Source organism: Mesorhizobium sp. ORM8.1, from assembly GCF_053005525.2.
The window spans coordinates 4,557,671-4,580,364 of sequence record NZ_CM132600.1 but is presented as its reverse complement, the minus strand read 5'-3'; the positions used below and the strand labels follow the sequence as shown (position 1 = coordinate 4,580,364).

The following is a 22,694-nucleotide window of genomic DNA, read 5'->3' as shown; positions in this document are numbered from 1 at the left end:
AAACTGTTTGGCGACCTACCCGGCTATCTTCAGGAGAGAGGCCACCAGGAGCTTGTGCTCGTCCAACGAAAGCACATCGGAATCGAAAAGATTCATGCTGCGCAGTCCCTCGATGGCCAGGAAGCAGACCAGCAGCGATCCGAGAGCGTCCGTCTCTCCCTTCAGCCGTTCGAACAGCTGTCGTTTGAACGCCTTTATCGGGGTCAGGAAATCGGGATCCTCGGCAATAGCCGCGAACATCCACGAGGCCGAGGGTTTCGGTTGCTGGCAATCATCCGCCGACAGCTTGATATAGGCGGCGAGCACATCTCACGGCCGTTCTCCGCAGCGCGTGTTTCGAGTGCCTTCTGGAAGTCTTGCAGGTAGTTCTCGACAAGCCCCTGCATCAGCTTGGCCTTGGTCGGGAAGTTATAGAGTAGGCCGCCCTTCGACACGCCGGCACGGGTCGCGACCGCTTCCAGCGACAGACTCCCCGGCCCCGCCTCGCGCGCCACATCGGCCGCCGCGGCAAGGATTTTGTCGCGCGAATTTGCCTTGCGAGCTCTCATCACGCCTCCCCTTACATTAGCCTATGCGGAATTGACAACACCGTCCAGACGGTACAGTAAAGCGCCCGCCATTTGAAATCGGGACTTATCGTCGATATGTGTCCCGGCGTCGATTGTTTTGCCGGTTGCCGGCTCGAGGGGACTGTCCGTGAAACGCTTTTTCATCATCACCGGATTCTTGCTGTTGCTCGTCTTGGTGTGCGCCGGCATCGTCGGCTTCAACCTGTTTCGCGACAGCGCGATCAAGCAGTTTTTCGCGACCATGAAGCCGCCAGCCGCAACCGTCTCGACCGTGACCGTGAAGCCCTCGCAGTGGACGCCTGGCGTCGAGGCGATCGGCACCGTCAATGCGGTGCACGGCGTCGACCTGACCCTCGAGACGAGCGGCATCGTCAAGGACATCCTCTTCCACGCCAACCAGAAAGTTGCCGCCAACGCGGTGCTGGTGCAACTCGACGATGCCGTGGAAAAGGCCGACCTGGTGGCGCAGAAGGCGCAGGCCGCCTCGGATCAGGCAGCACTCGTCCGCGCGATCGAACTGCAGCGGCGCGGCGTCGGCACCGACGCCACGCTTGACGCGGCGCGGGCTGCGGCGGACGCTTCGGCCGCGCAGGTGAACAAGCTGCAGGCGGTGCTCGACCAGAAGCAATTGTCCGCGCCCTTCAACGGCACGGTGGGTATCCCCAAGATCGATGTCGGTCAGTATCTGGCGCCCGGCAACTCAGTGGTGACCATCCAGGATCTCGACACGATGCGTGTCGACTTCACCGTTCCCGAGCAGCAATTGCCGCTGCTCAAGATCGGCCAGACGGTCAAGCTCGGCGGCAGCCTGGCGGACTTGTCGTTTGCCGGCTCCATTCGCGGCATCGACCCCAGGATCGATCCGGCGAGCCGGCTGGTCTCGATCCGCGGCGAGGTCGCCAATCCGGAAGGCAAGCTGACCCCTGGCCAGTTCGTGCAGATCCGGGTTGAGCTGCCGCAGGAAAACAACGTCATCTCGGTGCCGCAGACAGCGGTGACGACGAGCCTCTATGGCGACTATGTCTTCGTGGTCGAGCCGGCAAAGTCCGCTGAGCGCGCCGCGGCGGCGCCGGCAAAACCGGATGCGCAGAAAGCCGGCGCCGAAAAGCCCGCCACCGATGCTACCAAGCCAGCGACCGATGCCGCCAAGCCCGCCGACGCGACGGCAAAGCCAGCCGACAAGGCCGCCGATGGCGCAAAGCCGGCCGACGCCGCGCAGCAGCCGGCCCTCGTCATCTCGCAGGTGTTCGTGAAGCTTGGCCGACGCAACAATGGCATGGTCGAGATTACACAGGGTCTCAAGGACGGCGACCAGGTGGTCACGGCCGGCCAGAACCGGCTGTTCAACGGCATGTCGGTTGCCGTCGACAACACCGTCGATCCGAGCAAATCGGCGAATAAGCAGGTTCAGCAGCAATGAGCTTTTCCGACCTCTTCATTCGCCGGCCCGTCCTGTCGACGGTGCTGGCCTGTATGATCCTGCTCCTGGGTTTCCAGGGCATCTTCGGCCTGTCGATCCGTCAGTATCCGAAGGTCGATGAGACCGCGATCACCGTTACCACGTCCTATCCGGGCGCCAGCGCCGACCTGATCCAAGGCTTCATCTCCGCCCCGATCGCGCGCGCCGTCGCCTCGACTGAAAACATCGACTACGTCACCTCGTCCAGCCGCCCGTCGACCAGCGTCGTGACGGTGCAGATGAAGCTCGGTTCCAACCCGGACGTGGCGCTCGCCGAAGTGCTGTCCAAGGTCCAGGGCGTGCGCGGCACCTTGCCCCAAGCCACCAAGGACCCGGTGATCGTCAAGGGCACCGGTCAGCAATTCGCGATGATGTACATCTCGATGCAGAATCCGAACATGACGAAGGAGCAGCTCACCGAGTACATCGAGCGCGTCATTCGCCCACGCATCTCCACCGTTGAAGGTGTGGCCGACGTCCAGGTCTTCGGCGCGCAGGAATATTCGATGCGCGTCTGGATCGATCCGATCCGGCTGGCCGCCCGCGGCGCGACCGCTGCGGACGTGCTGACCGCGATCAACAATTCGAACTTCCTGTCGGCGCCTGGCAACACCCAGAACGAATACGTGGTCTCCTCAATCACCGTTCGCTCGACCCTGCAGACACCCGAGGCCTTCGCCCAATTGCCGGTCCGCTCGACCGGCGGTCAGGTGGTGCGGTTGCGCGACGTGGCAAGTGTCGAGCTCGCCGCGGCGAACACTGACACCAGGGTGAGCTTCAATGGCAAGCCCGGCACCTTCCTCGCCATCTTCCCCACGCCCGCGGCCAACCCGCTGACAACGGCGGCAGCGGTCACCAAGCTCGTGCCGCAGATCCAGGAGACGCTGCCCAAAGGCATGACGATCGAGGTCGTCTACGACGCGACCGGGCAGATCAGCGCCTCGATCGACGAGGTGTTCAAGACCATTGCAGAGGCGGTCGCCATCGTCATCGTCGTTATCCTTCTGTTCCTCGGCTCGTTCCGTTCGGTGTTGATGCCGATCGTGACCATCCCGCTGTCGCTCATCGGCGTCTGCTTCCTGTTGTTTGCGGTCGGCTATTCGATCAACCTTCTGTCGCTGCTCGCCATGGTGCTGGCGATCGGCCTTGTCGTCGACGACGCCATCGTGGTGGTGGAGAACATCCACCGCCATATGGAAGAGGATCACATGTCGCCGATGCAGGCGGCATTCAACGGCATGCGCGAGATCGCGACAGCCATCGTCGCCATGACGGTGACACTGGCCGCCGTGTTCGCGCCGCTCGCGTTCACCGGCGGCCTCACCGGCGCGCTGTTCCGCGAATTTGCGGTGACGCTGGCCGGCTCCGTTGTTCTGTCGGGCGTTATCGCCATCACCATCACACCGATGATGTCGGCGCGCCTGCTGAAGCCCGGCCAGCAGGGCCGCTTCCAACGCATCGTCGACGGCACGTTCACGCGTGTCGAGCATCTCTATGAACGGGCGGTCACTGCTTCGCTGAGAAATCGCCCGGTGACGCTGATCATCGTCGTGGCGCTTGTCGCTCTGACCGGCTTCATGTTCACCAAGACCTCGACTGAACTCGCGCCGGAAGAAGACCAGGGCTTCCTGCTCTCGATCGTGACCGCGCCGCGCTATGCGACGTCGGATTACACCGAGACCTATGTCAACCAGATGCTCGGCCTGGTGAAGGACATTCCCGAAACCAGGGCGCAGTTCTCGGCCGTCGCCTTTAGCGGCGCGACCAACGGCGCCTTCGTCGGCTTCGCCTTCAAGGACTGGTCCGAGCGCAAGCGCAGTTCCAAGCAGCTGCAGGCCGATATCCAGGGCCGCCTCGCCAAGGTCGCCGGCGTCGAGGCTTTCGTCTTCGCGCCGCCGACCCTGCCGGGTTCCGGCGGCGGCCTGCCGATCTCCATGGTGGTGCGCTCGACCGGCGATCCCTCCGAGGTTTTCGACCAGGCGGAGAAGATCAAGAACAAGGCTCAGGCCTCCGGCCGCTTCATCGTCGTGCAGAATTCGATGTCCTATGACGCGCCGCAGGTGACGGTGACCATCGATCGCGAGCGCGCCGCGGCGCTCAACCTGCCGATCGCCGACATCGGCGGCACGCTGACATTGCTGGTCGGCGGCGCCGAGGTGGCGCAGTTCGACCGCGATTCCAACAGCTACGACATCATCCCGCAGGTGCCGATCGAATTCCGCGACAATCCCGAGCGGCTCGGTGAGTATTTCGTGCGCAGCGTCGACGGCAAGATGGTCCCGCTATCGGCGGTGGTGAAGATCTCGACCAACGCTTCGCCGGCCGCGATCGAGCAGTTCAACCAGCTGAACTCCGCCACGATCTCGGCCCTGCCGTTACCCGGCGTGACCACCGGCGACGGGCTGAAAGCGCTGGAAGATATCGCCAGGGAGCAGCTTCCTGACACCTTCTTCATCGACTATTCCGGCCAGTCGCGGCAGGAAAAGGAACAGGGCAACACGATCCTGATCGCCTTCGCCGCAGCGATCGTCGTCATCTATCTGGTGCTCGCCGCCCAGTTCGAGAGCTTCCGCGATCCGCTGATCATCATGATGGCGGTGCCGCTGTCGATCTTCGGCGCCATCGTGCCGCTCAACATCGGCCTGGGAACGCTCAACATCTACACCCAGGTCGGTCTGATCACGCTGATCGGCCTGATCACCAAGCACGGCATTCTGCTGGTCGAGTTCGCCAACCAGCAGCGCGAGATCCATGGCATGCGGCGACGCGACGCCATCATCGCTTCGGCCAAGGTGCGCCTGCGGCCGATCCTGATGACGACCGCGGCCATGGCGCTGGGCGTCGTGCCGCTGATCGTTTCCAGCGGCGCGGGCGCCGCGGCGCGCTACTCGATGGGCCTGGTCATCTTCACCGGCATCCTGGTCGGCACCATGTTCACGCTGTTCGTCGTGCCGATGTTCTACACCTTCATCGCCAGCAGGGACCTGCCGCATCTCGCCGAGAAGCCCGATCCGAAGCTGATGCCGGCGCTGCCGGACTGAAGAAGGCGACGAAGCGAAAAACAAAAGAGGCCGGAACGTTCCGGCCTCTTTTGTTGGCGGTAGCCCTCACAGCTTCGGTGCTAAGCAATTCCAGGAAAAGTGTGTAACGGTTTTCCGTCCGGAATTGCGTCGTCTAAAGCTTTGCCGAAGGCGGCAACCTGCCTGCTACTTGACCCAGACCGTCACTTGACGATGACAATGCTGGTGTTGGCGGGGCCGAAGGCCTCGACGAGCTGGTAGAAATCGGCCGCCGCATCTGGATGCAGCCGCACGCAGCCATGCGAAGCAGGCCGTCCAAGGTGATTGACGGCGTAGGTGGCATGCACCGCATAGCCGCCGCTGAAGAAAACGGAATGCGGCATCGGCGCATTGTCGTATTTCTTCGAATACCACATCTCATGCATGCGGGTCGGCTTGAACGACCCGGTCGGCGTGATGTGCCGCCGGTCGCCCGTCGACACCTTCCACGTATAGGTCGGCCGGCCGTCGACCGTGACCTGCATGACCTGCTGCGACAGCGAAACCTTGGCGACGATCTGGTTGGCGTGGGCGGCATTGCTGCCGATGAGCAGTGCCGCACCAGTGAGCGCGGCGGCAGTGATATTGATGAGCTTGCTGGAAATGGCGGTGTTCATGACGGTCCCTCTGTTTTCTGCCGGTGCGTTCCGGCTTCAATTTCGATGGTCGCCTTATCTCGCTCATCCGTTTCAGCTCTATTTCGCTTAACGATCGTTTATGTTTCGAATCTGTTTCCATAAATTCAACCGAAAGAGCCGCCCGAGGCCTCCCGGACTCTTGCCAGATACGCGGCGATCGCGTGATGCACAATCCGCTCCGAGTGAGAACGAAAGTCCATGTCCCTCATATGAAAGGGGAAAATGCAGTTTTCGAAACCAATCTGCAACAAAGCGCGGCGTGCGCGGCATGAAGCGGATACAGGCGGGCGGCAGATTTGACGCAACGGGAACAGACACAGCAAACGAAAATGGACAGCATATCGAACCTTCGCTCCTGGTTCTCAGGATCAGCGTCGCGGCAATCATAATCGGTGGCGCCGGCTCCGTGGCCGGCAATCCGGTGACGACACTGGCGGCGATGACGACCGGCGAGGTTTCGACGCTGCACATGGCTCTGTTCATCGCCACGGTCTGGATCGTCTCCAGCCTGCGCGTCTCCCGGTTGAAGGCCTTCTGGCGGGTCGGCCTTCGATCAATGGGAATGCGCGGCGCCTCCGGCTACTTGCTGCCGAGAGGACCGAAGGCCCGCGCCGCAGCGGGGGCTCCGTGGGCGGCGCGGGCACTTCGGGGATTTCCTGAAGCGCCAGCAGTAAAGCAACTCCTGTCCGGTGTGCTTGAAAATAGAAAAAGGGCGCTTCGCCGTTTCGGTGAAACGCCCTCGTTGAGATTGGGGATCAAGACATGAAGACGAAATTGGCCGCCTCGGTGCTTTCCGCGCTGCTTTACGCCCAAGGTCTGCTCGGCTTTGCCGCGCTGGCGACGGTGCTTCTCAAGGATCGCGCCCATGCCGGCGAGATCGCGATCGGCGCCGACATGCCATCCGGTCCATCGGTCCTGGTGGCACGCTGATCACAAACCGCCGGATCCAGGTGGAAATCAGGCCGAGGATCCGATGAAGAACGATGAAGATCGTCTCGCCGGCCGCACCTCACTCGTTGCGTTGGGTCGGCGGATCGAAACGGTAGCCGGCGCCGCGAATGGTGATGATGGTCTCGGTGTCGAGCTTGCGGCGCAGCCGCACGATGCGGAGTCGATCGAGCGGTCGAAAGCGTCGGCGTTCTCGGCCGGCGCGGCGGCGATGATGTCGTCGCGCGTCAGCACCTTGCGCGGACTGGCCAGGAACAGCCTGAGCAGCGCCACCTGTCCGGGCGACAGCTGGTCCTCCGTCCCGGAGCGATGCATCACCATGGCCGACCGCAGATCGACGGTCGCGTTCTCCAGCACGATCAGTTCCCCGCCAGCCCTGCCGCGTCGCATCATCAGGCCGCCGATGCGCGCGGCAAGCTCGCGCACGTTGAGCGGGCTTTCGACCACATCGGCGGCGCCGAGCTCCAGCGCCAGCACCTTGTCGACGAGATCGCGCGGCCGGCAGATCAGGATGAAATCGGGACCACCCTCGCCACCGGCGCCCTGGCTGCTGTAACGCTTGAGCAGTTCGCGCCCCTCCGCCTGGGTGACGTCGTCGCCGATCACCACGACATCGATGCCGCCGGCCGAAAGCAGAGACTCGGCCTCCCAGGGCTGGCGCGCCTGGCGCACGTCATGCCCACGCCGTTCGAGATGATCGGCAAGATCGCCCGCCACCATATCGGCGACGGACACAAGCGCGATGACGGATCGTGCGGCCATTTTCTCCACCCCGCCACAGACAACTCAAGATGAGTGCTGGACATCATGTTTATACCCAATCTACTTTCCACTGAAAGCGGGAGCGAGCGCGTCGTGAAGACACGTATCATCGTCGTCGAGGACGAGCCGGATCTGAGGAAGCCGTGGCCGAGTATCTCGGCGCCAGCGGCTATGACGTCACCATGGCCGAGAACGCCGTGGCGGCGCGTACTCTGTTCGAGACGCAATCCTTCCACCTCGCCATGCTCGACATCGCCATGCCCGGCGAGGATGGGTTGTCGCTCGGCCGCTGGCTGCGCTCAAAAACGCAGATCGGCATCATCTACGCCACGGCGGCGGGCACCGCACTCGACCGCATCGTCGGGCTGGAGATCGGCGCCGACGACTACATCGTCAAGCCTTATGAACTGCGCGAGGTGCTGGCCCGGGTCCGCAGCGTGCTGCGCCGCGTGCCGCAAGCGACGGCACCGCAAGCGGCCAAGGCCGCGACCGGCGACCGCCGCTTCATGAACTTTGGCGGCTTCCAGGCTGATTTCGACGGCCGCCTGGTCACTGGCGCCAATGGCACGGTCATCGACATGGCAAAGAGCGAGTTCGACGTGCTCGAGGTTTTCCTCACCCGCGCCAACCGGCTTTTGACCAGGGCGGCGATTTCGAGGCGATCGGCTTCGTGGAAGACCCCGAATCGTCGCGCGCGGTCGACATCCGCATCATGCGGCTGAGGAAGAAGATCGAAGCCGATCCGGCCAATCCGAAATTCCTGCGCACTGTGCGCGGCGAAGGCTATATCTTCTCGCTGCCGACAAGCGACAGCAATTGAGCCTGCCGACCGAGGCTCCGAAGGACGGCCGACCATGACTGCTGAGGCAGCACGCACCGACATGCAGGGCTCGCGCCCGGGCGCCGCCGCCATGGCGGCGGTCCATGTCGTGCGCCGCCTGCGTGAAGCCGGCGACTGGCAGCGCGAGATGGACGGCATATTGGAAACCATATGCCGCAAGATGGATTGCCAGCGCGGCATCCTCTTTCGCCTGCGCGAACTGCCGGGCGAAGGCTTCGCCCAATCCGTCGCCTCCTACTGGATCGACCCGGGCTTTGGCGGTGAGCTGGCCTCGCCGACGGTGATCATGCAGTCGATCATCAATTCGGATTCCTTGCTGGAAAGGCTGCAGGAGGACGAGCGCCAGGGCAAGATTTTCGCCGGCCACACGCGTGATCTCGACGGTTTCCTGCGGGCCGATTTCGAGAAGCAGAGCATCAAGTCCTTCCTGTCCGTGTCGGTCTTCACGCATGGCCATCTGTGGGGCACGCTCGCCGTCAACGACTGCGTCGCCGAGCGCCAATGGACCGACGAGGAGGAAGCGACGCTGCACATCATCGCCTTGGCCATCGGCGACGCCATCGAACGCTCGCCCTCCGAGGCGCATGCCAGCGAGGTGATCCGTCGCACCATGCTGCAGGCTTCGCTCGACGCCATCCTCGTCATCGACGAGGCCGGCTCGATCATCGAGTTCAATCCCGCCGCCGAAAAAATGTTCGGCTTCAAGCGCAGCGACATCCTCGGCAAGGACCTGCTCAACACGGTGGTGCCCGTCTACTACCGCAAAGGTTATACGTCCGGCGCGGACTACATGTCGGGCCGCGGCGCGCCGATGGTCGGCCACCGGCTTGAGACGATGACCCAGAACGCGGCCGGTGAAATCTTTCCGATCGAATTGACCGCGACCGAGATGCGCGTTGCCGATCGGCGGCTGATCTTCGGCTCGATCCGCGACCTGCGCGACAAGCTGCATGCCGAGGAAGAGATCAACCGCCAACGCGAGAAGCTGCACCAGAATGAGAAGATGGCGGCGATGGGCTCGCTGCTCGCCGGGGTTTCGCACGAACTCAACAACCCGCTGGCCGTGGTGGTGGCGCAATCGACGCTGTTGCACGAATTCGCCCCCGACCCGCAGACCAAGGTGCGTGCAGAAAAGGTGCGCGCCGCCGCCGAGCGCTGCGGCCGCATCGTCAAGAGCTTCCTATCGATGGTGCGCCTGCATCCGACCGAGCAGGCTGAGACCGACCTCAACCAGGTGATGCGGGCAGCGCTGGAGGTCACCGCCTATGGCGCGCGCTCCAGCGGCATCATCATCGACACCGATTTCGCCGACGGTCCGCTGCTTGCCATGGCCGATGCCGACCATGTCACACAGGTCGCGGCGAATTTCCTCATCAACAGCCAGCATGCGCTTGCCGGGATCACCGACGAACGGTGCATCAAGGTACGCACTTTTCGCGGCGAGCATGGCAACCCGGGTTTCTCGGTCGAGGACAATGGTCCAGGCATTCCCGAGACGATCCGCTCGCGCATTTTCGAATCCTATTTCACCACCAAGCCGGTCGGCGTCGGTACCGGCATCGGCCTGTCGATCTCGAAGTCGATCGTCGAGCGCCACAACGGCAACATCTGGTTCGAGGAGGTGCTGCCGCATGGCGCGCGCTTCATCGTCCAGCTACCGGCGATTGCCGGCGGCGCCGCCAAGGCTGGCGAAAACGCGCCGCGTTCAAGCGGGCTGCGCCATGCGCTGATCATCGACGACGAGCCCGATGTGGCGGGTTCGCTCTCTGACATATTGGAACTGATGGGTTTGAAGTCGCGCGTCGTGGCAAGCTGGACGTCGGCGACCGACGTGCTCACCGGCCATATGCGGCCGGACATCGTCTTTTCCGACCTGCGCATGCCGGGCATCAGTGGCATGTCCGTCTACCGCGAGCTGCTCGCCGAGCGGCCGGCGCTGGCGCAGCGCTTCGTGCTGGTGACCGGCGACTTGATCGGCGCCAAGGCCGAGATCGAGGCGCTGCCGCCGCTGCAGCGCCCGCAGATCCTGGAAAAGCCGTTCTCGACCCTGGACGTCCGCGGCATCCTCTCCGCCATCGCAGACCATGCCGCAGCAGAATCCTGAAACCGGTATCGCCGACGACGGATCTGTCGAGATTCAGGTCAGGCCGAGTCGAGAACGGTGGCTCCCGAGAACCGGAACGGAGCGTACATTCAAGTACGCGAGTACCGGCCTACGCCGGCCGTAGCCTTAGCTACTGCAGCCGCTTCATGAGTGCTTCGGCCGGCGAAGGCCGGAAGCGCGGGGAGCCATCGTTCGCAGGCCGGCCTCACCTGAATATCGACAGGTCCGAAAAAGAGGCTCCCGACCGACTATGCGGCGGGAGCCTGACTTGAGCGCAGGAGGCGCGCTCGGGGGAGGTCGTGAAAACTGTCAAAAAATATTCGGCGTGTTGGTGAGCGGCGCCGCGTTGGCGATCATGCGCACCGCGCGGGCCCTGTGCTGGCCGGACTGCTCGGCAATGACGCGCAGGCAGTCGGCGCTTTCGGCGCCCCAGCTCTGGCCCTTGCAGGCAAAATCGATTTCCGGCTCCGGCAGGCGCGCGGTCTTCAGCGTCGTCGGCGCGCCTTGAACGACATTGGCCGGCGGATTGATCGAAGCGAAAGCCGGGCCGGAGGCCGGCGCAACCAGCATGCCGACAAAAGCACTGGCCCCGATCAGCATGAACATCGCCATCGGATGGTCGCTGGCACGCTGGCGAAGTGCCAGCTTCGGCCGGCGATCATTGCGTTCGGGCCCGTGCGGGCGCTGGTTTGTCTGAGCGGGTTGCACTTTCGCGAACATCGCCGTTCTCTTCGCTATCTTTCTTTTTCCCTTGAACCGAACTTAATCGCGCCAAGTAACAGCCGAATGGTTGAGTACGATCAACCGTGTAACAGGATTGAAACAGCCGTTTTGCGGTGGTTTTCGTCCTGCTTGCGGCCATTCTGCCGTGATTGAGGCCGGTTTATCGGGTTCATATGCTCCGGTTGCGCCGGGCCCGACTGTAAACGACATCACACAGCACATTGATTACGGCTACGCGGACACCGCTTCCGGCACTTGGGTTGCTGAGAACTCAACCTCGTTGCAGGCGCGTTTTCGGTACCAGAATCGCTGTTTTGCGTCCTCGATTAAGACCCGGATTTTCCGTGATTTTCCCGGTCCGGGCGGCTTCCAATTTACCGCCTACGATTTTCCGCATTTCCACAAGCCATTGCATTTCAATATGAAATATGCTTTTATTGAATGATCATTCAACAAAAAGAAGAGCACTCCCATGAACCCGCACCTCCGTGACGTGGCGATCCCGAATGATTGGGACCGGCGGGGTTTGCCGGGGTGGAGTTATCATTCCGACGCCCTGCTCGAGCTCGAGAAGGAATACGTCTTCCGCAATCATTGGCAGATCGCCGGCCACGTCTGCGACGTGCCCAATCCCGGCGACTATCTGACCATGGACGTCGTCGGCGAGCGTGCGCTGATCGTGCGCGGCAAGGACGGCGTCGTGCGCGCTTTCAACAATATGTGCCGTCACCGCGGCAGCCGCGTCGTCGCCGACAGCCGGGGCACCTGCAAGAACGCGCTTGTCTGCCCGTTCCACGGCTGGGTCTACAATCTCGACGGCACGTTGCGCGGTGCGGCCCGTCCGCGCTCCTTCCCCGATCTCGACAAGACCGAGTTCGGCCTGATGCCGCTCGACCTCGAAATCTGGATGGGCTTCATCTTCATCCGTTTCCGCAAAGGCGGCCCGCAGCCGTCGGTGGCCGAGCTGCTGAAGCCGATCGAGGCCGAGATGGCGCACTACAACATCGCCGACATGGTGCCGTCCTGGGGCATCTGGATCCAGAAGTCGCCGGTCAACTGGAAATCGGTGCGCGACGTCGACAATGAAGGCTATCACGTCGCCATGGCGCACCCGGCGCTGCAGGACCTCTATGGCGCGACCTATTTCGACGAGCCCTTCATCAACGGCGTGTCGCGATCCTTCGCCAGCTACAATCCGCATGCCGGCCGACGCTGGAGCGTGCGCGAATATATCAAGCACGCGCCCGACGCCTCGCACCTGCCGGAGCACCTGCGCAAGGCCTGGATCTATTACGGCATCTTCCCCAACAACGCGCTGTCGATCATGCCGGAATCGGTGCAGTTCTATCAGGAGTTCCCGCTATCGACCGGCGAGACGCTGCTGCGCGGCGCGGTCTATCGCTACAAGGACGAGACCAGGGAGCAAGCGGCGGCGCGCTACCTCGCCTACCGCATCGACCGCGACACGATGAACGAGGACGTCCAACTTTCGGTGTGGTCGAACGAATCCATGCTGTCGGAAGCCTTCGAGGGCTTTTACCTTTCCGACCTCGAATATGGCGTGCGCAGCCACCATGACCATCTGCGCAAGCAGCTCCCGGTGCTGAACCTGGAGACGGCGCCCGAGGAGAAGGACATGTGGGGCCTGAACGACGCGCTGCGGTCGAGAGGGTAAGGTTTCTTCCTTCTCCCCGTTCTACGGGGAGAAGGTGCCCGAAGGGCGGATGAGGGGCAGCGCCAGCGCCTCGCGATTGGCTTGCTGTCAACCTCAGAAGACTATCTCCTGACTGAAGCCGCCGTAGCGGAGACCGGTGAGGTTATCGCCTCAAACGGATGAGTTACGAATGCACGGCCAACCGCCAATGTCAGCGCAGCCCCTCATCCGCCCGTTGGGCACCTTCTCCCCGTGAAACGGGGAGAAGGAAAGAGCTAATCACCCCCGCCAGACCCCCTCTTTCCTCAGATCGTCCATCGTCCGCGAAATGCCTTCGCGCAGGATCGCCACCATGTCGTCGACCTGCTCGCGGCTGATGATCAATGGCGGCGACATCACGCACATATTGATCAACGGCCGCACCAGCAGGCCGAGCTCATGGCAATGCGCATCGATGCGCTTGCCGACGTCCTTGTCGAGCTGCAGCGGATCCTTGCTTTCGCGATCGGCGACGCATTCGACGCAACCCATCAGTCCGACGCCACGCACTTCGCCGACCAGCGGCAGTTCTTCCAGCGTCTTCAACTGCGCCTGGAAATAAGGCGCGATCTCGCGGGTGTGCTGAAGCACGCTCTCTTCCAGAAGATCGAGATTCTTCAACGCCACCGCGCAGCCGATCGGGTGGCTAGTGTAGGTCAGGCCATGACCGAAAAGCGCGTCTGGATGGTTGGAACGGCGCAGCTCTTTCAAGAGCCGCTCCGAGATGATGGCGCCGCCGAGCGGGAAATAGCCCGAGGTGACGCCCTTGGCGAAGGTGATCATGTCCGGGTCGATGCCGAACACATCGCCCGAGGCAAAGACGTGGCCTAGCCGCCCGAAGCCGGTGACCACCTCGTCCGAGACATAGAGGATATCGTTCTCGCGGCAGATCTCGCGGATGCGCTTCAGATAGCCGTCCGGCGGCACGATGACGCCGCCGGACGCCTGTACCGGCTCGCCGACAAAGGCGCCGATCCGGTCGGCGCCGACGCGCGCGACGGTGTCGCGGAACTGATCGACCAGGAAATCGGTGAAGGCCTCGATGCTCATGCCTTTTGGGCGCCGGAACGGATCGGGCGAGGACAGCTTGACCACCAGCTCGTCGGCGCCGTCCATCCAGTCGCGGTCGCGCGGCCGGCCATTGAGCGAGGCTGACAGATAGGTCGAGCCGTGATAGGCGCCGCCGCGGCTGAGGATCAGCTTCTTCTCCGGCCGTCCACGCACATTGTTGTAGAACTGCATGAAGCGGAGCGCCGTCTCCACCGCCGACGAGCCGCCGGTGGTGAAGAAGGTGTGGCTGAGGTCGCCCGGAGCGGCATCGGCGATGCGTTTCGCAAGCTCGGCCGACGGCGCATTCATCGTGTACCAGGGCGTGTTGTAGGAAAGCGCCATCGCCTGGTCGTACATGACCTTGGCCAATTCCTCACGGCGATGGCCGACATTGATGCACCACATGCCGGCCGGCCCGTCGATCAGCCGCTTGCCGGAAGCGTCGGTGATATAGATGCCGTCGCCCTCGCCGATCAGCGCTCGCGCCTCGTCGCCGACAGAACCGGCATAGGGCCAGGGCTGGACGAGATGGCGCTTGGCGAGCTCGACCGCGTCGGCATCGCCGGGTTCGAGGATTTCGCCTGCCTTGATCTTGCTTTGAGCCGCCATCTTCGCCTCGTGTCATCGGGTTTCGGGATTTTCCCTGAACTTCAAATGAAGCCGAAGACCCATGAAATCCGGCCTTTGTTCACTTCATTTTGAATGTTCGTTCAATCAATATCGCAGAAATAGCGCTTGATTTCAATCGGCGGATGCGCTCATGATGAAAGAAAGCCGGCAAGCCAGGGAGCGATCGCGCTCCATGCATAAATTGGGAACAGGCAGCCGGCGCGAGCCAATGGGAAGACCGCATGGCGGGACAATCCAAGCCAGCAACTGAAATCACGCCCGGAGCGCTGCAATGACGGCGGCCGCGGAAGGGTCGCCCCCGTTGCATGCAGCGGGAGCCAGACGAAGTCCCCTTCTGCAATCGGAAGCCGTGCAAGGCTTTGCCCTGATCAGTCCCACCTTCGTCTACGCCCTCATTCTTCTTGTCCTGCCGATCCTGGTCGTCATCGCCCATTCCTTCTGGACGCAGGACTATCTCACCATCGACCACACATTCACGCTGGAGAATTACCGGATCGCGCTGACTGAGCCGATCTACCGCGACCTGCTGTGGCGTTCGCTCTACATCTCGCTGACGGTCAGCCTGCTCACCGTGGTCCTCGCCTATCCGATCGCCTATTTCATTTCCTTCCATGGCGGACGCCACAAGAGCCTGTGGCTGTTCCTGATCACCATCCCGTTCTGGACCAGCTATCTGCTGCGCGTCATGTCGTGGAAGGTGATCCTCGGCTACAACGGCGTCTTGAATTCAGGGCTGATGGGCCTCGGCGTCATCGACGAGCCGTCGACGGCGCTGCTCTATAATTCCACCGCGGTCATCATCACGCTGACCCATGCCTGGGCGACCTTCGCCATCCTGCCGATCTTCGTTTCGCTGGAGAAGGTCGACCGCTCGCTGGTCGAGGCGGCGACAGATCTCGGCGACGGGCCGCTGCGCTCCTTCCTGCGCGTGACCCTGCCGCTGTCGGCGCCCGGCGTGATCTCGGCGGCACTGATCGTGATGATCCCGACCGTCGGCGACTATGTCACGCCCAAGCTGGTCGGCGGCAAGGACGGTGTCATGATCGCCAACGCCATCCAGGCGCAATTCGGCAAGGCCTCCAATTGGCCGCTGGGCGCGGCGCTTTCCGTCACCACCATGTTCATCGTCTCGCTGATGGCCGGCGCCACGGTGCTGGTCATGCGCGCCCTGCAGAGGCTGGCGCGATGACGGCGATCAGACGTTTCCTGCCCGGCTGGCTGTCGACCTACGCCGTCCTGTACCTCATCTTCCTCTATCTGCCGGTTATCTTCCTGCCGATCTTCTCGATAAACACGGCAGCGACGCCGAAATTCCCGCTCTCCGGCGTCACCCTTCACTGGTACGAGGATTTGCCGCGCACACCAGCACTCCTCGACGCCGCCTGGAACAGCTTGATCGTCGGCGCTTCCGCCTCGATCCTGTCGACGGTGCTTGGCATTCTCGCCGCCCGTTCGATCACCCGCTACCGCTATCCCGGCCGCCGCTCCATCCACGGGCTGATCATGGCGCCGCTGGTGCTGCCCGAGGTGATCGTCGCCATCTCGATGCTGCTGGTCATGCTGCAGCTGGGCCTGAGCTTGTCGCTTTTCACTGTCGTGCTCGGCCATGTGCTGGTCTGCATTCCCTATTCGATGACGGTGCTGACCTCCGGCTTCGAAGGGTTCGACCGCAGCCTCGAGGAGGCCTCCGCCGACCTCGGCGAGAGCGCCTTCGGCACCTTCCGGCGCGTGACGCTGCCGATGGTCGCGCCGGCCATCATCTCCAGCCTGCTCGTCTGCTTCACCATCTCGCTCGACGAGTTCATCATCGCCTTCTTCCTCACTGGCACGGAGGCGACGCTGCCGATCTACATCTGGGGTCAGCTGCGCTTTGCGGCCAAGCTGCCCGGCGTGCTGGCGCTCGGCACCTTACTGCTCATTGCGTCCTTCGTGTTGATGACAATTGCCGAAATCCTGCGCCGCCGCGCGGCCAGACGCACCCAGAGTGAGGGAGGCCTCTATGCTTGAGCGGGTTCAATCCGATCGCGCCCAATCCGAACGTACAATGATTGAAATCCGCGACGTGACGCGCAGCTACGGCTCGTTCAAGGCGCTGGACAATGCCACGCTCAGCATCCGCGAGGGCGAGTTCTTCTCGCTGCTCGGCCCATCCGGTTGCGGCAAGACCACGCTGCTGCGCATGATCGCCGGCTTCGACAATCCGACCAGCGGCTCCATCCTTGTCGGCGGCCAGGCGATGGACGGCATCCTCGCCAATCGCCGTCCGACCAACATGGTCTTCCAGAGCTACGCGATCTTCCCGCATCTCAATGTCGAACAGAATGTCGCCTATGGGCTGAAGCGCCTGAAGCTGCAAAACGGCGAGGAAAAGCGCAGGGTCGAGGAAGCGTTGGCGCAGGTCTCGCTGACCGGCCTCGGCAAGCGCCGCGCCACCGAGCTCTCCGGCGGCCAGCGCCAGCGTGTGGCGCTCGCTCGCGCCCTGGTCATGCGCCCCAAGGTGCTGCTGCTCGACGAACCGCTCTCGGCGCTCGACAAGAAGCTGCGCGAGCAGATGCAGGTCGAACTGCGCCGCCTGCAGCAGGCGGTCGGCATCACCTTCGTGCTGGTCACGCACGACCAGTATGAGGCGCTGGCGATGTCGGACCGCATCGCGGTGATGTTCGGCGGCCGCATCGCGCAGGTCGCCTCGCCGAAGGAAATCTACCAGCGCCCCGTCAATCGCCAGGTGGCCGACTTCCTTGGCGGCATGAACTTCGTCAAGGCGCAGATCGTCGAGGAGAACGGCGCCTCGCTGGTGCTCGACACGCTGGGCTTCGGCCGCGTCAAGGCCGACAAGCCGCAGGCCTTCGTGCGCAATGGCGCTGCTGCCACGCTCGGCATCCGCCCGGAACGCCTGCGCGTCTTATGGGACAACGCGACGGCGAAGTTCGAAGTCGCCGGCAAGGTGGTCGAACGCCACTATTTCGGCGAGATCACCCATCTGATCGTTGAAATACCCGGGCTGGAAAAACCGCTTTCGGTGACCGAGACCAATGATTTCGGCGCCGACGACATTCCGGTAGGCACGTCGATCCGTCTCGGCTACGACCCCGAAGCGCTGGTCGCGATGGCCGACTGAATCTTTTTCGCCGCGATGCGCCCGGCAACGATAGCGCCTTCGACATAGCCCGGGAAGGACGGCGACACTTCCGACGCCGCAAAATGGATCGGCGGCGCACCGTCGAGGATGGTGCGCTCGGCATAGCGCGCCGTCACATCGACAATGAGATCGCTATAGGCGCCGCCGCTCCAGCGGTCATGCGTCCAGTCGCGGGAATTGAAATCGAGCACGTCGCCTGCTTCGGGGCCGAACGCGTCCACGAGCCTTGCCGTCACTTCCGCCTGCAATGCCGGCTCGCCGAGTGCGTGCCAGCGCAGCGCCAGGGGTCCGCCGACGAAGACGATGACCGCGGCATGGTCAATGTCCTTGCTGGCATCGCAGACAAACAGCCCGGGCAGATCGCGCCACATCACCATGCCGCTGAGGTCCCGCGCACGCCAGAATGGCTTGGCGTAGCGCACCAGGATCTTGATCACCGCGCCGCTTTCCCAGACGGCCAGCGCCTTGGCCAGCGCACCGGGCAAGGCAGGCGCGAAGGCAATCTTCGCCGCGGTCGCCGGCGGTAGCGCGACCAGGACCTCCCGCGCTTCGACGATACCTGCCGTCGTTGTGATACGAACGCCTTGCGGTCCATGTTCGATCCGCGTTGCCGCTTCGTCCAGCCGCAGCCGGCCGCCGAGCTCTCCGGCCAGGTCCTCGGCCAATGACTGCATGGTGTCGCGCAGGAAATACTGCAATTCGAACACCTCGTTGGTGATGCGGCGGTCATTGTCGATCAGGTACCAGAGCGGCACCTTGTCGGCGGCTAGGCACCAGAGCCCTTCGACGAGCGAGCGGAAAGCAGCTTTGGCATCGGCTGCATCATGCAGGCGTTCCAGCCACGCCGCGACGGTCAGTCCGGCAATTGCGGGATCGTCCGGATCGATCCTGTTCATGCGCTCGCGGATCGCCATCGAGGCATGATAGGTGTGTTCTGCCCGCGCCGGCGTCATCTGCGGATGGGTGATGAACTCGCCGTCGATATAAGTCTCGACGAACGCCTTGCCGTGGGCTTTGGCCAGCGCCATCACTTCGGGCATGTCCACGCACAGGAACTGGCCGCCGCTGTCGATGCGTTCGCCAAGGCCGTTGCGGACAGCCTCGACCCTGCCGCCGACCCGGTCGCGCGCTTCGAGCAGCACGAAATCGATACCGACGCGCTGCAATTCAAGCGCGGCGGACAGGCCGGTGAAGCCGGCGCCGACGATTGCAACGTCGGTTTTGTCTATCTTGCTGCTCAATACCCGGCCTTGATCTTCTCGAATTCGGCGATCATCCGTTTCTTGAGGTCTGGCGCCACCGGTTGCTGGAACAGCGTCTTGTCGAGGAACTTGTCGAGATTGTCGAAGCCGCGGTCGACCAGCACCTTGTGATCGAGCGCCGCCATGCCGGCGGCATTGCCATGGCCGTAACCAAAGGTCTTGACCATATAGTCCGACACGCCCGGCGCGTTGACGGCGTTGAGGAAATCATAGGCCTGGTCGGCCTTGCCCGGCGCATCCTTCATCAGCACATAGCCGCATACCCAGGTCGAGATGCCTTCCCTGGTGTCGCGGTTCATCTCGATCGGCATGCCCTGGCCTTTGAGCGTCACATAGGTCTCGTTCCAACCCCAGACTAGATCGACCTCATTGCCGGTGAAGGCCTGGTTGAGGTCGGTGTCGTCGGTCCAGTAGAAGCGCACGTTCTTGTGCACCTCGCGCACGAAGGCGGAGGCCTCTCTGAATTGCTCGTCCGTCATCTTGGTCCAGTCCTTCAGACCAACGACCAGGCTCGCCAGCGCATAGGCGTCGTCGACATTGTCGCCGATGGTAACGCGGCCCTTGAATTTCGGATCGGCGAAGATCTTCAGCGACTGCGCCTCGTCCCTGGTGACCTTGTCGGTGCGATAGAGCAGCGAGGTGTTGCCCCAGTCGAACGGCATGAACCAGGCCTTGCCGTCGGCGGTGGCGGCGAGATCCTTCATCGCCATGATGCCCGGATTGAGATCCTTCCAGCCGGTAATGCGGCTGGTATCGAGCGGCTGCAGCATGCCGGCCTCGCGCCATTTCACCACGCTCTGCGAACAGGGATGCGCGATATCGGCCTTGAAGCCGGCACGCATCTTCTCAAAAGCCTCGTCCTCGTCGCCGAAGAAGGCGAAGGTCGGTTCGGCGCCGTACTTGGCGGCGTAGGCGGGGTGCAAAAGCGGATCCTCGTAACCCGACCAGTCGAAGACGACGAGATCGCCACCGCCCTCGGCGAACATGTGGGCAGTGCCGGCGCCGAGGATAACGGCAGCGGCAAGGGCTAAACGGCAAAGCGTGGATTTCATGGCGCGAGAATTCCCCCCGTCGCAGACATTGCGAAGGAAGTTAGGAGAATTCCCCGACTTTGGCGAGCCCGCCCGCCTTGGTTTGAAGCCAACGCAGACGGGCGCACAAACGACCCTCAATAGCCGGCTTTGATCTTCTCGAACTCGGCGATCATCTTGAGCTTGAGCTCGGACGGCAGCGGCTGCTGGAACAGCGTCTTGTCGACGAATTTCTCGACATTGTCGTAGCCCTTTTCCTTCAGGATCGCCTGGTCGACGCCGGCCATTCCCTTGGCGTTGGCCTGGCCGTAGCCCCAGTTCTTGACCAGCACCTTGGCGACTTCCGGATCGTTGACGGCGTTGAGATAATCATAGGCTTTGTCGACATTGCCCGGCGCGTCCTTGAACAGCACATAGCCGCACACCCAGGTCGAAATGCCCTCGTCGGTATCCTTCTTCGACTTGATCGGCACGCCGGCCGCCTGCGACTGCACGGCCGCGTCGTTCCAGGCCCAGGCGAGATCGACTTCACCTCCGGAGAGCAGCTGCACGATGTCGGTGGTGTCGGTCCAATAGGAGCGGACATTCTTGTGCACCTGGCGCAGGAAGTCGGACGCCTGCTTGAACTGCTCGTCCGTCATCTTGGTCCAGTCCTTGAGCCCGATGGCGAGGCTGGCCAGCGCATAGGCGTCGTCGACATTGTCGCCGATCGACACCCTGCCCTTGTACTTGGGATCGGCGAAGGCCTTCAGCGATTGCACGTCCTTCTCGGCGATTTTGTCGGAGTTGTAGGTAAGCTGCGTGTCACCCCAGTCCCACGGCATGAACCAGGCCTTGCCGTCGGCGGTCGTGGCCAGGTTCTTCATCGCCATGATGCCGGGATTGAGGTCCTTCCAGCCGGCGATCTTCGAGGTGTCGAGCGGTTGCAACAGGCCCGCCTCGCGCCATTTCACAACGCTCTGCGAGCACGGATGGCCAAGGTCGGATTTGAAGCCGGAGCGGACCTTCTCGAACGCCTCGTCTTCGTCGCCGAAGAAGGCGAAGGTGGGTGAATCACCGTTCTTCTCGACATATTTCGGATGGAAGCTCGGATCTTCATAACCCGACCAGTCGAAGATGATCAGGTCTTTGTCGGCGGCAACCGCGAACGCCGCCGCCGAAGCCGCAAGCGCACCGCCGAGCGCCAATGTCAATGTCAGGCGTCTGCCGAATTTCTTCATTTCGTTCCATCCTCTTTTGGTTCTGCCGGTCTTGCTGGCCGGCTGTTGCTAACTGAAGTGCTTCGGAAAGGCGGCGGTCAGAAATGCATTCGCCGCCTGCAGCGCCGTCTCGCGCGTGGTGTCCTCGGTCCCCATCATCAGCCGCAGCCATAGCCCTTCCAGCATGGCCGACAGCGCCAGCGCCATCACCTGCGGATCATAGGCATAGGAGGCGCTTTGCTTGAGCGTCGCGCAGAGGTCGATGAAGACCTGCTGGTAATACGCGTCGCGCGAGCTGCTCAGCGCCTGGTAGGTCGGCCGCGACTTGGCCTCGCCCCAGAAGGCGAGCCAGGCGGCGAGCTTGCGTTTGTTGCAGATCGAACGATCGAAGTCGGCCGCCACCAACGCCTGCAACTGCCTTGCCGGGTCTTCGCCGGCCTTCTGCAAGACAGAGCGCCAATGCGCCGAATATTCATCATACATATGCTGCAGCGTGGCGATCAGCAGCTTTTCCTTGCTCTCGAAATGGAAGTTGACGATGCCGCGCGACAGACCCGCACCGTCGGCGACATCGGCCATCGTCGTTTCCGCGTAGCCACGCTTGGCCAGCGAATCGATCGTTGCCTCGATCAGCTGCAGCTGCCGGACTTCCTTCGAGGCCTTGCGGCCGCGCTTTTCGGCATCGCCCTTGCGCGTCGTTTCGGCAACGTCCCTGGTTGCGGAAGTCTTCATGGGTGTGACGGTCTCCAGCATTGCCGGCTATTCAACCGGCTTCCAACCGCGCAGATGAGTGGGACGGTGCTCGCCACTGTCAAGCACCTTCTGCATTGCCTCCCAGGTCTTGATATTCTTGTCGACATAGGTCGCGCCGACTGCCGCCGCGGCCCGGGCGTAGAGCTCTCCCTTGAGCCGCGCGAGCTCGCCCCGCGCCACGTCGCGGTACCAGGAATTGCGGTCGCGCACGGTGATATCGGCAAAGCCGGCGCGCCGCATCGCCTCGGCATAACGCGCCGGCGACGCCATGGCGAAGGACAGCCCTTCCGCCGCGACATAGGCCTTCATTTCGGGCGATGGTTCGCCGTCATGCGAGATCATCCAGTTCGACGCGGCAAAGACGCCGCCGGGCTTCAGCACGCGGAAGATGTCCGCAAACAGCGCGTCCTTGTCGGGCACATGCAGCCGCGCATCCTTGGAGAAGACGACGTCGAAGGACGCATCATCGAAAGGCAGTGGGCCAGGCGGTGCCTGGACGAAGCGGACGCGGTCCTCGAGACCGTGCCTGGTTGCCCCTCGCCTCGCCGTCTCGATCACCGGCCCTTCGACATCGAAGCCGGTGGCTTGAGCTGCACCGTGCCGCGCCGCCAGATGCAGCGTGATGCCGCCGGCGCCGCAGCCGATATCGAGAACTGTCTTTCCCCCTAGCGAGAGGCCTTCGACGACCCGGTCGACCTCCTCCGGACCGCCCGGCGACAGGTAACCCTCGCCCCACAGCGCCGCGAGGAAGCGGATGGCGGTGTCGTCATATTCCGGTTCGGCGTCAGCCGCTTCGATCATCGGATCTTCACCCCAATACCGATGGTGACCAGT

The 22,694-nt window shown here is 63.0% G+C and carries 18 protein-coding genes and 3 pseudogenes; 11 read left to right on the top strand and 10 right to left on the bottom strand.

Annotated features, from left to right (window positions below):
• Positions 1-15: 15 nt before the first annotated feature.
• Positions 16-548 (bottom strand): annotated as a pseudogene (locus ACVDG8_RS23050) (TetR family transcriptional regulator).
• A 148-nt stretch (positions 549-696) separates the two neighbouring features.
• Between ACVDG8_RS23050 and ACVDG8_RS23045 the strand changes: the two are divergent.
• Entirely contained in the window at positions 697-1,989 is a 1,293-nt protein-coding gene (locus tag ACVDG8_RS23045) for an efflux RND transporter periplasmic adaptor subunit (protein WP_447256768.1), read from the top strand.
• The gene (locus ACVDG8_RS23040; protein ID WP_447256767.1) at positions 1,986-5,069 is read left to right on the top strand and encodes an efflux RND transporter permease subunit; all 3,084 of its coding nucleotides are present in this window, start codon (positions 1,986-1,988) and stop codon (positions 5,067-5,069) included. The genes ACVDG8_RS23045 and ACVDG8_RS23040 overlap by 4 nt, the downstream gene beginning before the upstream one ends.
• Before the next feature lie 182 nt (positions 5,070-5,251).
• Here the strand turns inward: ACVDG8_RS23040 and ACVDG8_RS23035 are convergent, their stop codons facing one another.
• Positions 5,252-5,704 carry a L,D-transpeptidase gene (locus ACVDG8_RS23035; protein WP_447256766.1) on the bottom strand — a complete coding sequence of 151 codons (453 nt, stop codon included), beginning with the start codon at positions 5,702-5,704 and terminating at the stop codon, positions 5,252-5,254.
• A 100-nt stretch (positions 5,705-5,804) separates the two neighbouring features.
• On the opposite strand from ACVDG8_RS23035, the gene ACVDG8_RS23030 reads away from it, so the two are divergent.
• Positions 5,805-6,491 carry a hypothetical protein gene (locus ACVDG8_RS23030; RefSeq protein ID WP_455707228.1) on the top strand — a complete coding sequence of 229 codons (687 nt, stop codon included), beginning with the start codon at positions 5,805-5,807 and terminating at the stop codon, positions 6,489-6,491.
• Positions 6,488-6,655 (top strand): hypothetical protein, encoded by a 168-nt coding sequence (locus tag ACVDG8_RS23025; RefSeq protein ID WP_447256764.1) that lies wholly within the window; start codon positions 6,488-6,490, stop codon positions 6,653-6,655. Before ACVDG8_RS23030 ends, ACVDG8_RS23025 begins: the two co-directional genes overlap by 4 nt.
• A 79-nt stretch (positions 6,656-6,734) precedes the next feature.
• Here ACVDG8_RS23025 and ACVDG8_RS23020 read toward each other — a convergent pair.
• Positions 6,735-7,435, bottom strand: a pseudogene (locus tag ACVDG8_RS23020) (response regulator transcription factor).
• Between the two features lie 45 nt (positions 7,436-7,480).
• Between ACVDG8_RS23020 and ACVDG8_RS23015 the strand changes: the two are divergent.
• Positions 7,481-8,255: pseudogene (locus tag ACVDG8_RS23015) on the top strand (response regulator transcription factor).
• 34 nt (positions 8,256-8,289) lie between these two features.
• Positions 8,290-10,380, top strand: a complete 2,091-nt coding sequence (locus ACVDG8_RS23010; RefSeq protein WP_447256761.1) for an ATP-binding protein — start codon at positions 8,290-8,292, stop codon at positions 10,378-10,380.
• 309 nt (positions 10,381-10,689) lie between these two features.
• Here the strand turns inward: ACVDG8_RS23010 and ACVDG8_RS23005 are convergent, their stop codons facing one another.
• A complete protein-coding gene (locus ACVDG8_RS23005; RefSeq protein ID WP_447256760.1) occupies positions 10,690-11,100 on the bottom strand; it encodes a hypothetical protein in 411 nt (136 codons plus the stop codon).
• A 70-nt stretch (positions 11,101-11,170) separates the two neighbouring features.
• On the opposite strand from ACVDG8_RS23005, the gene ACVDG8_RS23000 reads away from it, so the two are divergent.
• Both ACVDG8_RS23000 and ACVDG8_RS22995 read left to right on the top strand, forming a co-directional pair.
• The gene (locus ACVDG8_RS23000; protein WP_447256759.1) at positions 11,171-11,548 is read left to right on the top strand and encodes a hypothetical protein; all 378 of its coding nucleotides are present in this window, start codon (positions 11,171-11,173) and stop codon (positions 11,546-11,548) included.
• A 27-nt stretch (positions 11,549-11,575) separates the two neighbouring features.
• Positions 11,576-12,778: an aromatic ring-hydroxylating oxygenase subunit alpha gene (locus ACVDG8_RS22995; RefSeq protein WP_447256758.1), complete on the top strand. Its 1,203-nt coding sequence runs from the start codon at positions 11,576-11,578 to the stop codon at positions 12,776-12,778.
• A gap of 258 nt (positions 12,779-13,036) precedes the next feature.
• Here ACVDG8_RS22995 and ACVDG8_RS22990 read toward each other — a convergent pair whose 3' ends face one another.
• Positions 13,037-14,455, bottom strand: a complete 1,419-nt coding sequence (locus ACVDG8_RS22990; RefSeq protein ID WP_447256757.1) for an aminotransferase — start codon at positions 14,453-14,455, stop codon at positions 13,037-13,039.
• Positions 14,456-14,747: 292 nt separating this feature from the next.
• On the opposite strand from ACVDG8_RS22990, the gene ACVDG8_RS22985 reads away from it, so the two are divergent.
• The 3 genes from ACVDG8_RS22985 to ACVDG8_RS22975 are packed head-to-tail and all read left to right on the top strand — an operon-like array spanning position 14,748 to position 17,594.
• Positions 14,748-15,665: an ABC transporter permease gene (locus ACVDG8_RS22985; RefSeq protein WP_447256756.1), complete on the top strand. Its 918-nt coding sequence runs from the start codon at positions 14,748-14,750 to the stop codon at positions 15,663-15,665.
• Complete coding sequence (locus ACVDG8_RS22980) at positions 15,662-16,483, top strand: ABC transporter permease (protein ID WP_447256755.1); 822 nt, start codon at positions 15,662-15,664, stop codon at positions 16,481-16,483. The genes ACVDG8_RS22985 and ACVDG8_RS22980 overlap by 4 nt, the downstream gene beginning before the upstream one ends.
• A 37-nt stretch (positions 16,484-16,520) precedes the next feature.
• Entirely contained in the window at positions 16,521-17,594 is a 1,074-nt protein-coding gene (locus ACVDG8_RS22975; protein ID WP_455707227.1) for an ABC transporter ATP-binding protein, read from the top strand.
• On the opposite strand, the gene ACVDG8_RS22970 is transcribed toward ACVDG8_RS22975, so the two are convergent.
• The 5 genes from ACVDG8_RS22970 to ACVDG8_RS22950 all read right to left on the bottom strand — a co-directional run bounded on the left by ACVDG8_RS22970 (position 17,558) and on the right by ACVDG8_RS22950 (position 22,661).
• The gene (locus ACVDG8_RS22970; protein ID WP_447256753.1) at positions 17,558-18,856 is read right to left on the bottom strand and encodes a flavin monoamine oxidase family protein; all 1,299 of its coding nucleotides are present in this window, start codon (positions 18,854-18,856) and stop codon (positions 17,558-17,560) included. The two genes, ACVDG8_RS22975 and ACVDG8_RS22970, sit on opposite strands and share 37 nt — an antisense overlap.
• Complete coding sequence (locus ACVDG8_RS22965) at positions 18,853-19,929, bottom strand: extracellular solute-binding protein (RefSeq protein ID WP_447256752.1); 1,077 nt, start codon at positions 19,927-19,929, stop codon at positions 18,853-18,855. Before ACVDG8_RS22965 ends, ACVDG8_RS22970 begins: the two co-directional genes overlap by 4 nt.
• Positions 19,930-20,045: 116 nt before the next feature.
• Complete coding sequence (locus tag ACVDG8_RS22960) at positions 20,046-21,128, bottom strand: ABC transporter substrate-binding protein (protein ID WP_447256751.1); 1,083 nt, start codon at positions 21,126-21,128, stop codon at positions 20,046-20,048.
• A gap of 48 nt (positions 21,129-21,176) precedes the next feature.
• A complete protein-coding gene (gene betI, locus ACVDG8_RS22955; protein ID WP_447256750.1) occupies positions 21,177-21,860 on the bottom strand; it encodes a transcriptional regulator BetI in 684 nt (227 codons plus the stop codon).
• A 6-nt stretch (positions 21,861-21,866) separates the two neighbouring features.
• Complete coding sequence (locus ACVDG8_RS22950; RefSeq protein WP_447256749.1) at positions 21,867-22,661, bottom strand: methyltransferase domain-containing protein; 795 nt, start codon at positions 22,659-22,661, stop codon at positions 21,867-21,869.
• Positions 22,662-22,694: the final 33 nt, after the last annotated feature.

Coding starts and splice junctions, on each gene's coding strand:
- ACVDG8_RS23030 (WP_455707228.1), top strand. CDS start 5,805: ATGTTTCGAATCTGTTTCCATAAATTCAACCGAAAGAGCCGCCCGAGG.
- ACVDG8_RS23005 (WP_447256760.1), bottom strand. CDS start 11,100: ATGTTCGCGAAAGTGCAACCCGCTCAGACAAACCAGCGCCCGCACGGG.
- betI (WP_447256750.1), bottom strand. CDS start 21,860: ATGCTGGAGACCGTCACACCCATGAAGACTTCCGCAACCAGGGACGTT.
- ACVDG8_RS22965 (WP_447256752.1), bottom strand. CDS start 19,929: ATGAAATCCACGCTTTGCCGTTTAGCCCTTGCCGCTGCCGTTATCCTC.
- ACVDG8_RS22960 (WP_447256751.1), bottom strand. CDS start 21,128: ATGAAGAAATTCGGCAGACGCCTGACATTGACATTGGCGCTCGGCGGT.
- ACVDG8_RS22980 (WP_447256755.1), top strand. CDS start 15,662: ATGACGGCGATCAGACGTTTCCTGCCCGGCTGGCTGTCGACCTACGCC.
- ACVDG8_RS22990 (WP_447256757.1), bottom strand. CDS start 14,455: ATGGCGGCTCAAAGCAAGATCAAGGCAGGCGAAATCCTCGAACCCGGC.
- ACVDG8_RS23035 (WP_447256766.1), bottom strand. CDS start 5,704: ATGAACACCGCCATTTCCAGCAAGCTCATCAATATCACTGCCGCCGCG.
- ACVDG8_RS23025 (WP_447256764.1), top strand. CDS start 6,488: ATGAAGACGAAATTGGCCGCCTCGGTGCTTTCCGCGCTGCTTTACGCC.
- ACVDG8_RS22950 (WP_447256749.1), bottom strand. CDS start 22,661: ATGATCGAAGCGGCTGACGCCGAACCGGAATATGACGACACCGCCATC.
- ACVDG8_RS22985 (WP_447256756.1), top strand. CDS start 14,748: ATGACGGCGGCCGCGGAAGGGTCGCCCCCGTTGCATGCAGCGGGAGCC.
- ACVDG8_RS22975 (WP_455707227.1), top strand. CDS start 16,521: ATGATTGAAATCCGCGACGTGACGCGCAGCTACGGCTCGTTCAAGGCG.
- ACVDG8_RS23010 (WP_447256761.1), top strand. CDS start 8,290: ATGACTGCTGAGGCAGCACGCACCGACATGCAGGGCTCGCGCCCGGGC.
- ACVDG8_RS23040 (WP_447256767.1), top strand. CDS start 1,986: ATGAGCTTTTCCGACCTCTTCATTCGCCGGCCCGTCCTGTCGACGGTG.
- ACVDG8_RS22995 (WP_447256758.1), top strand. CDS start 11,576: ATGAACCCGCACCTCCGTGACGTGGCGATCCCGAATGATTGGGACCGG.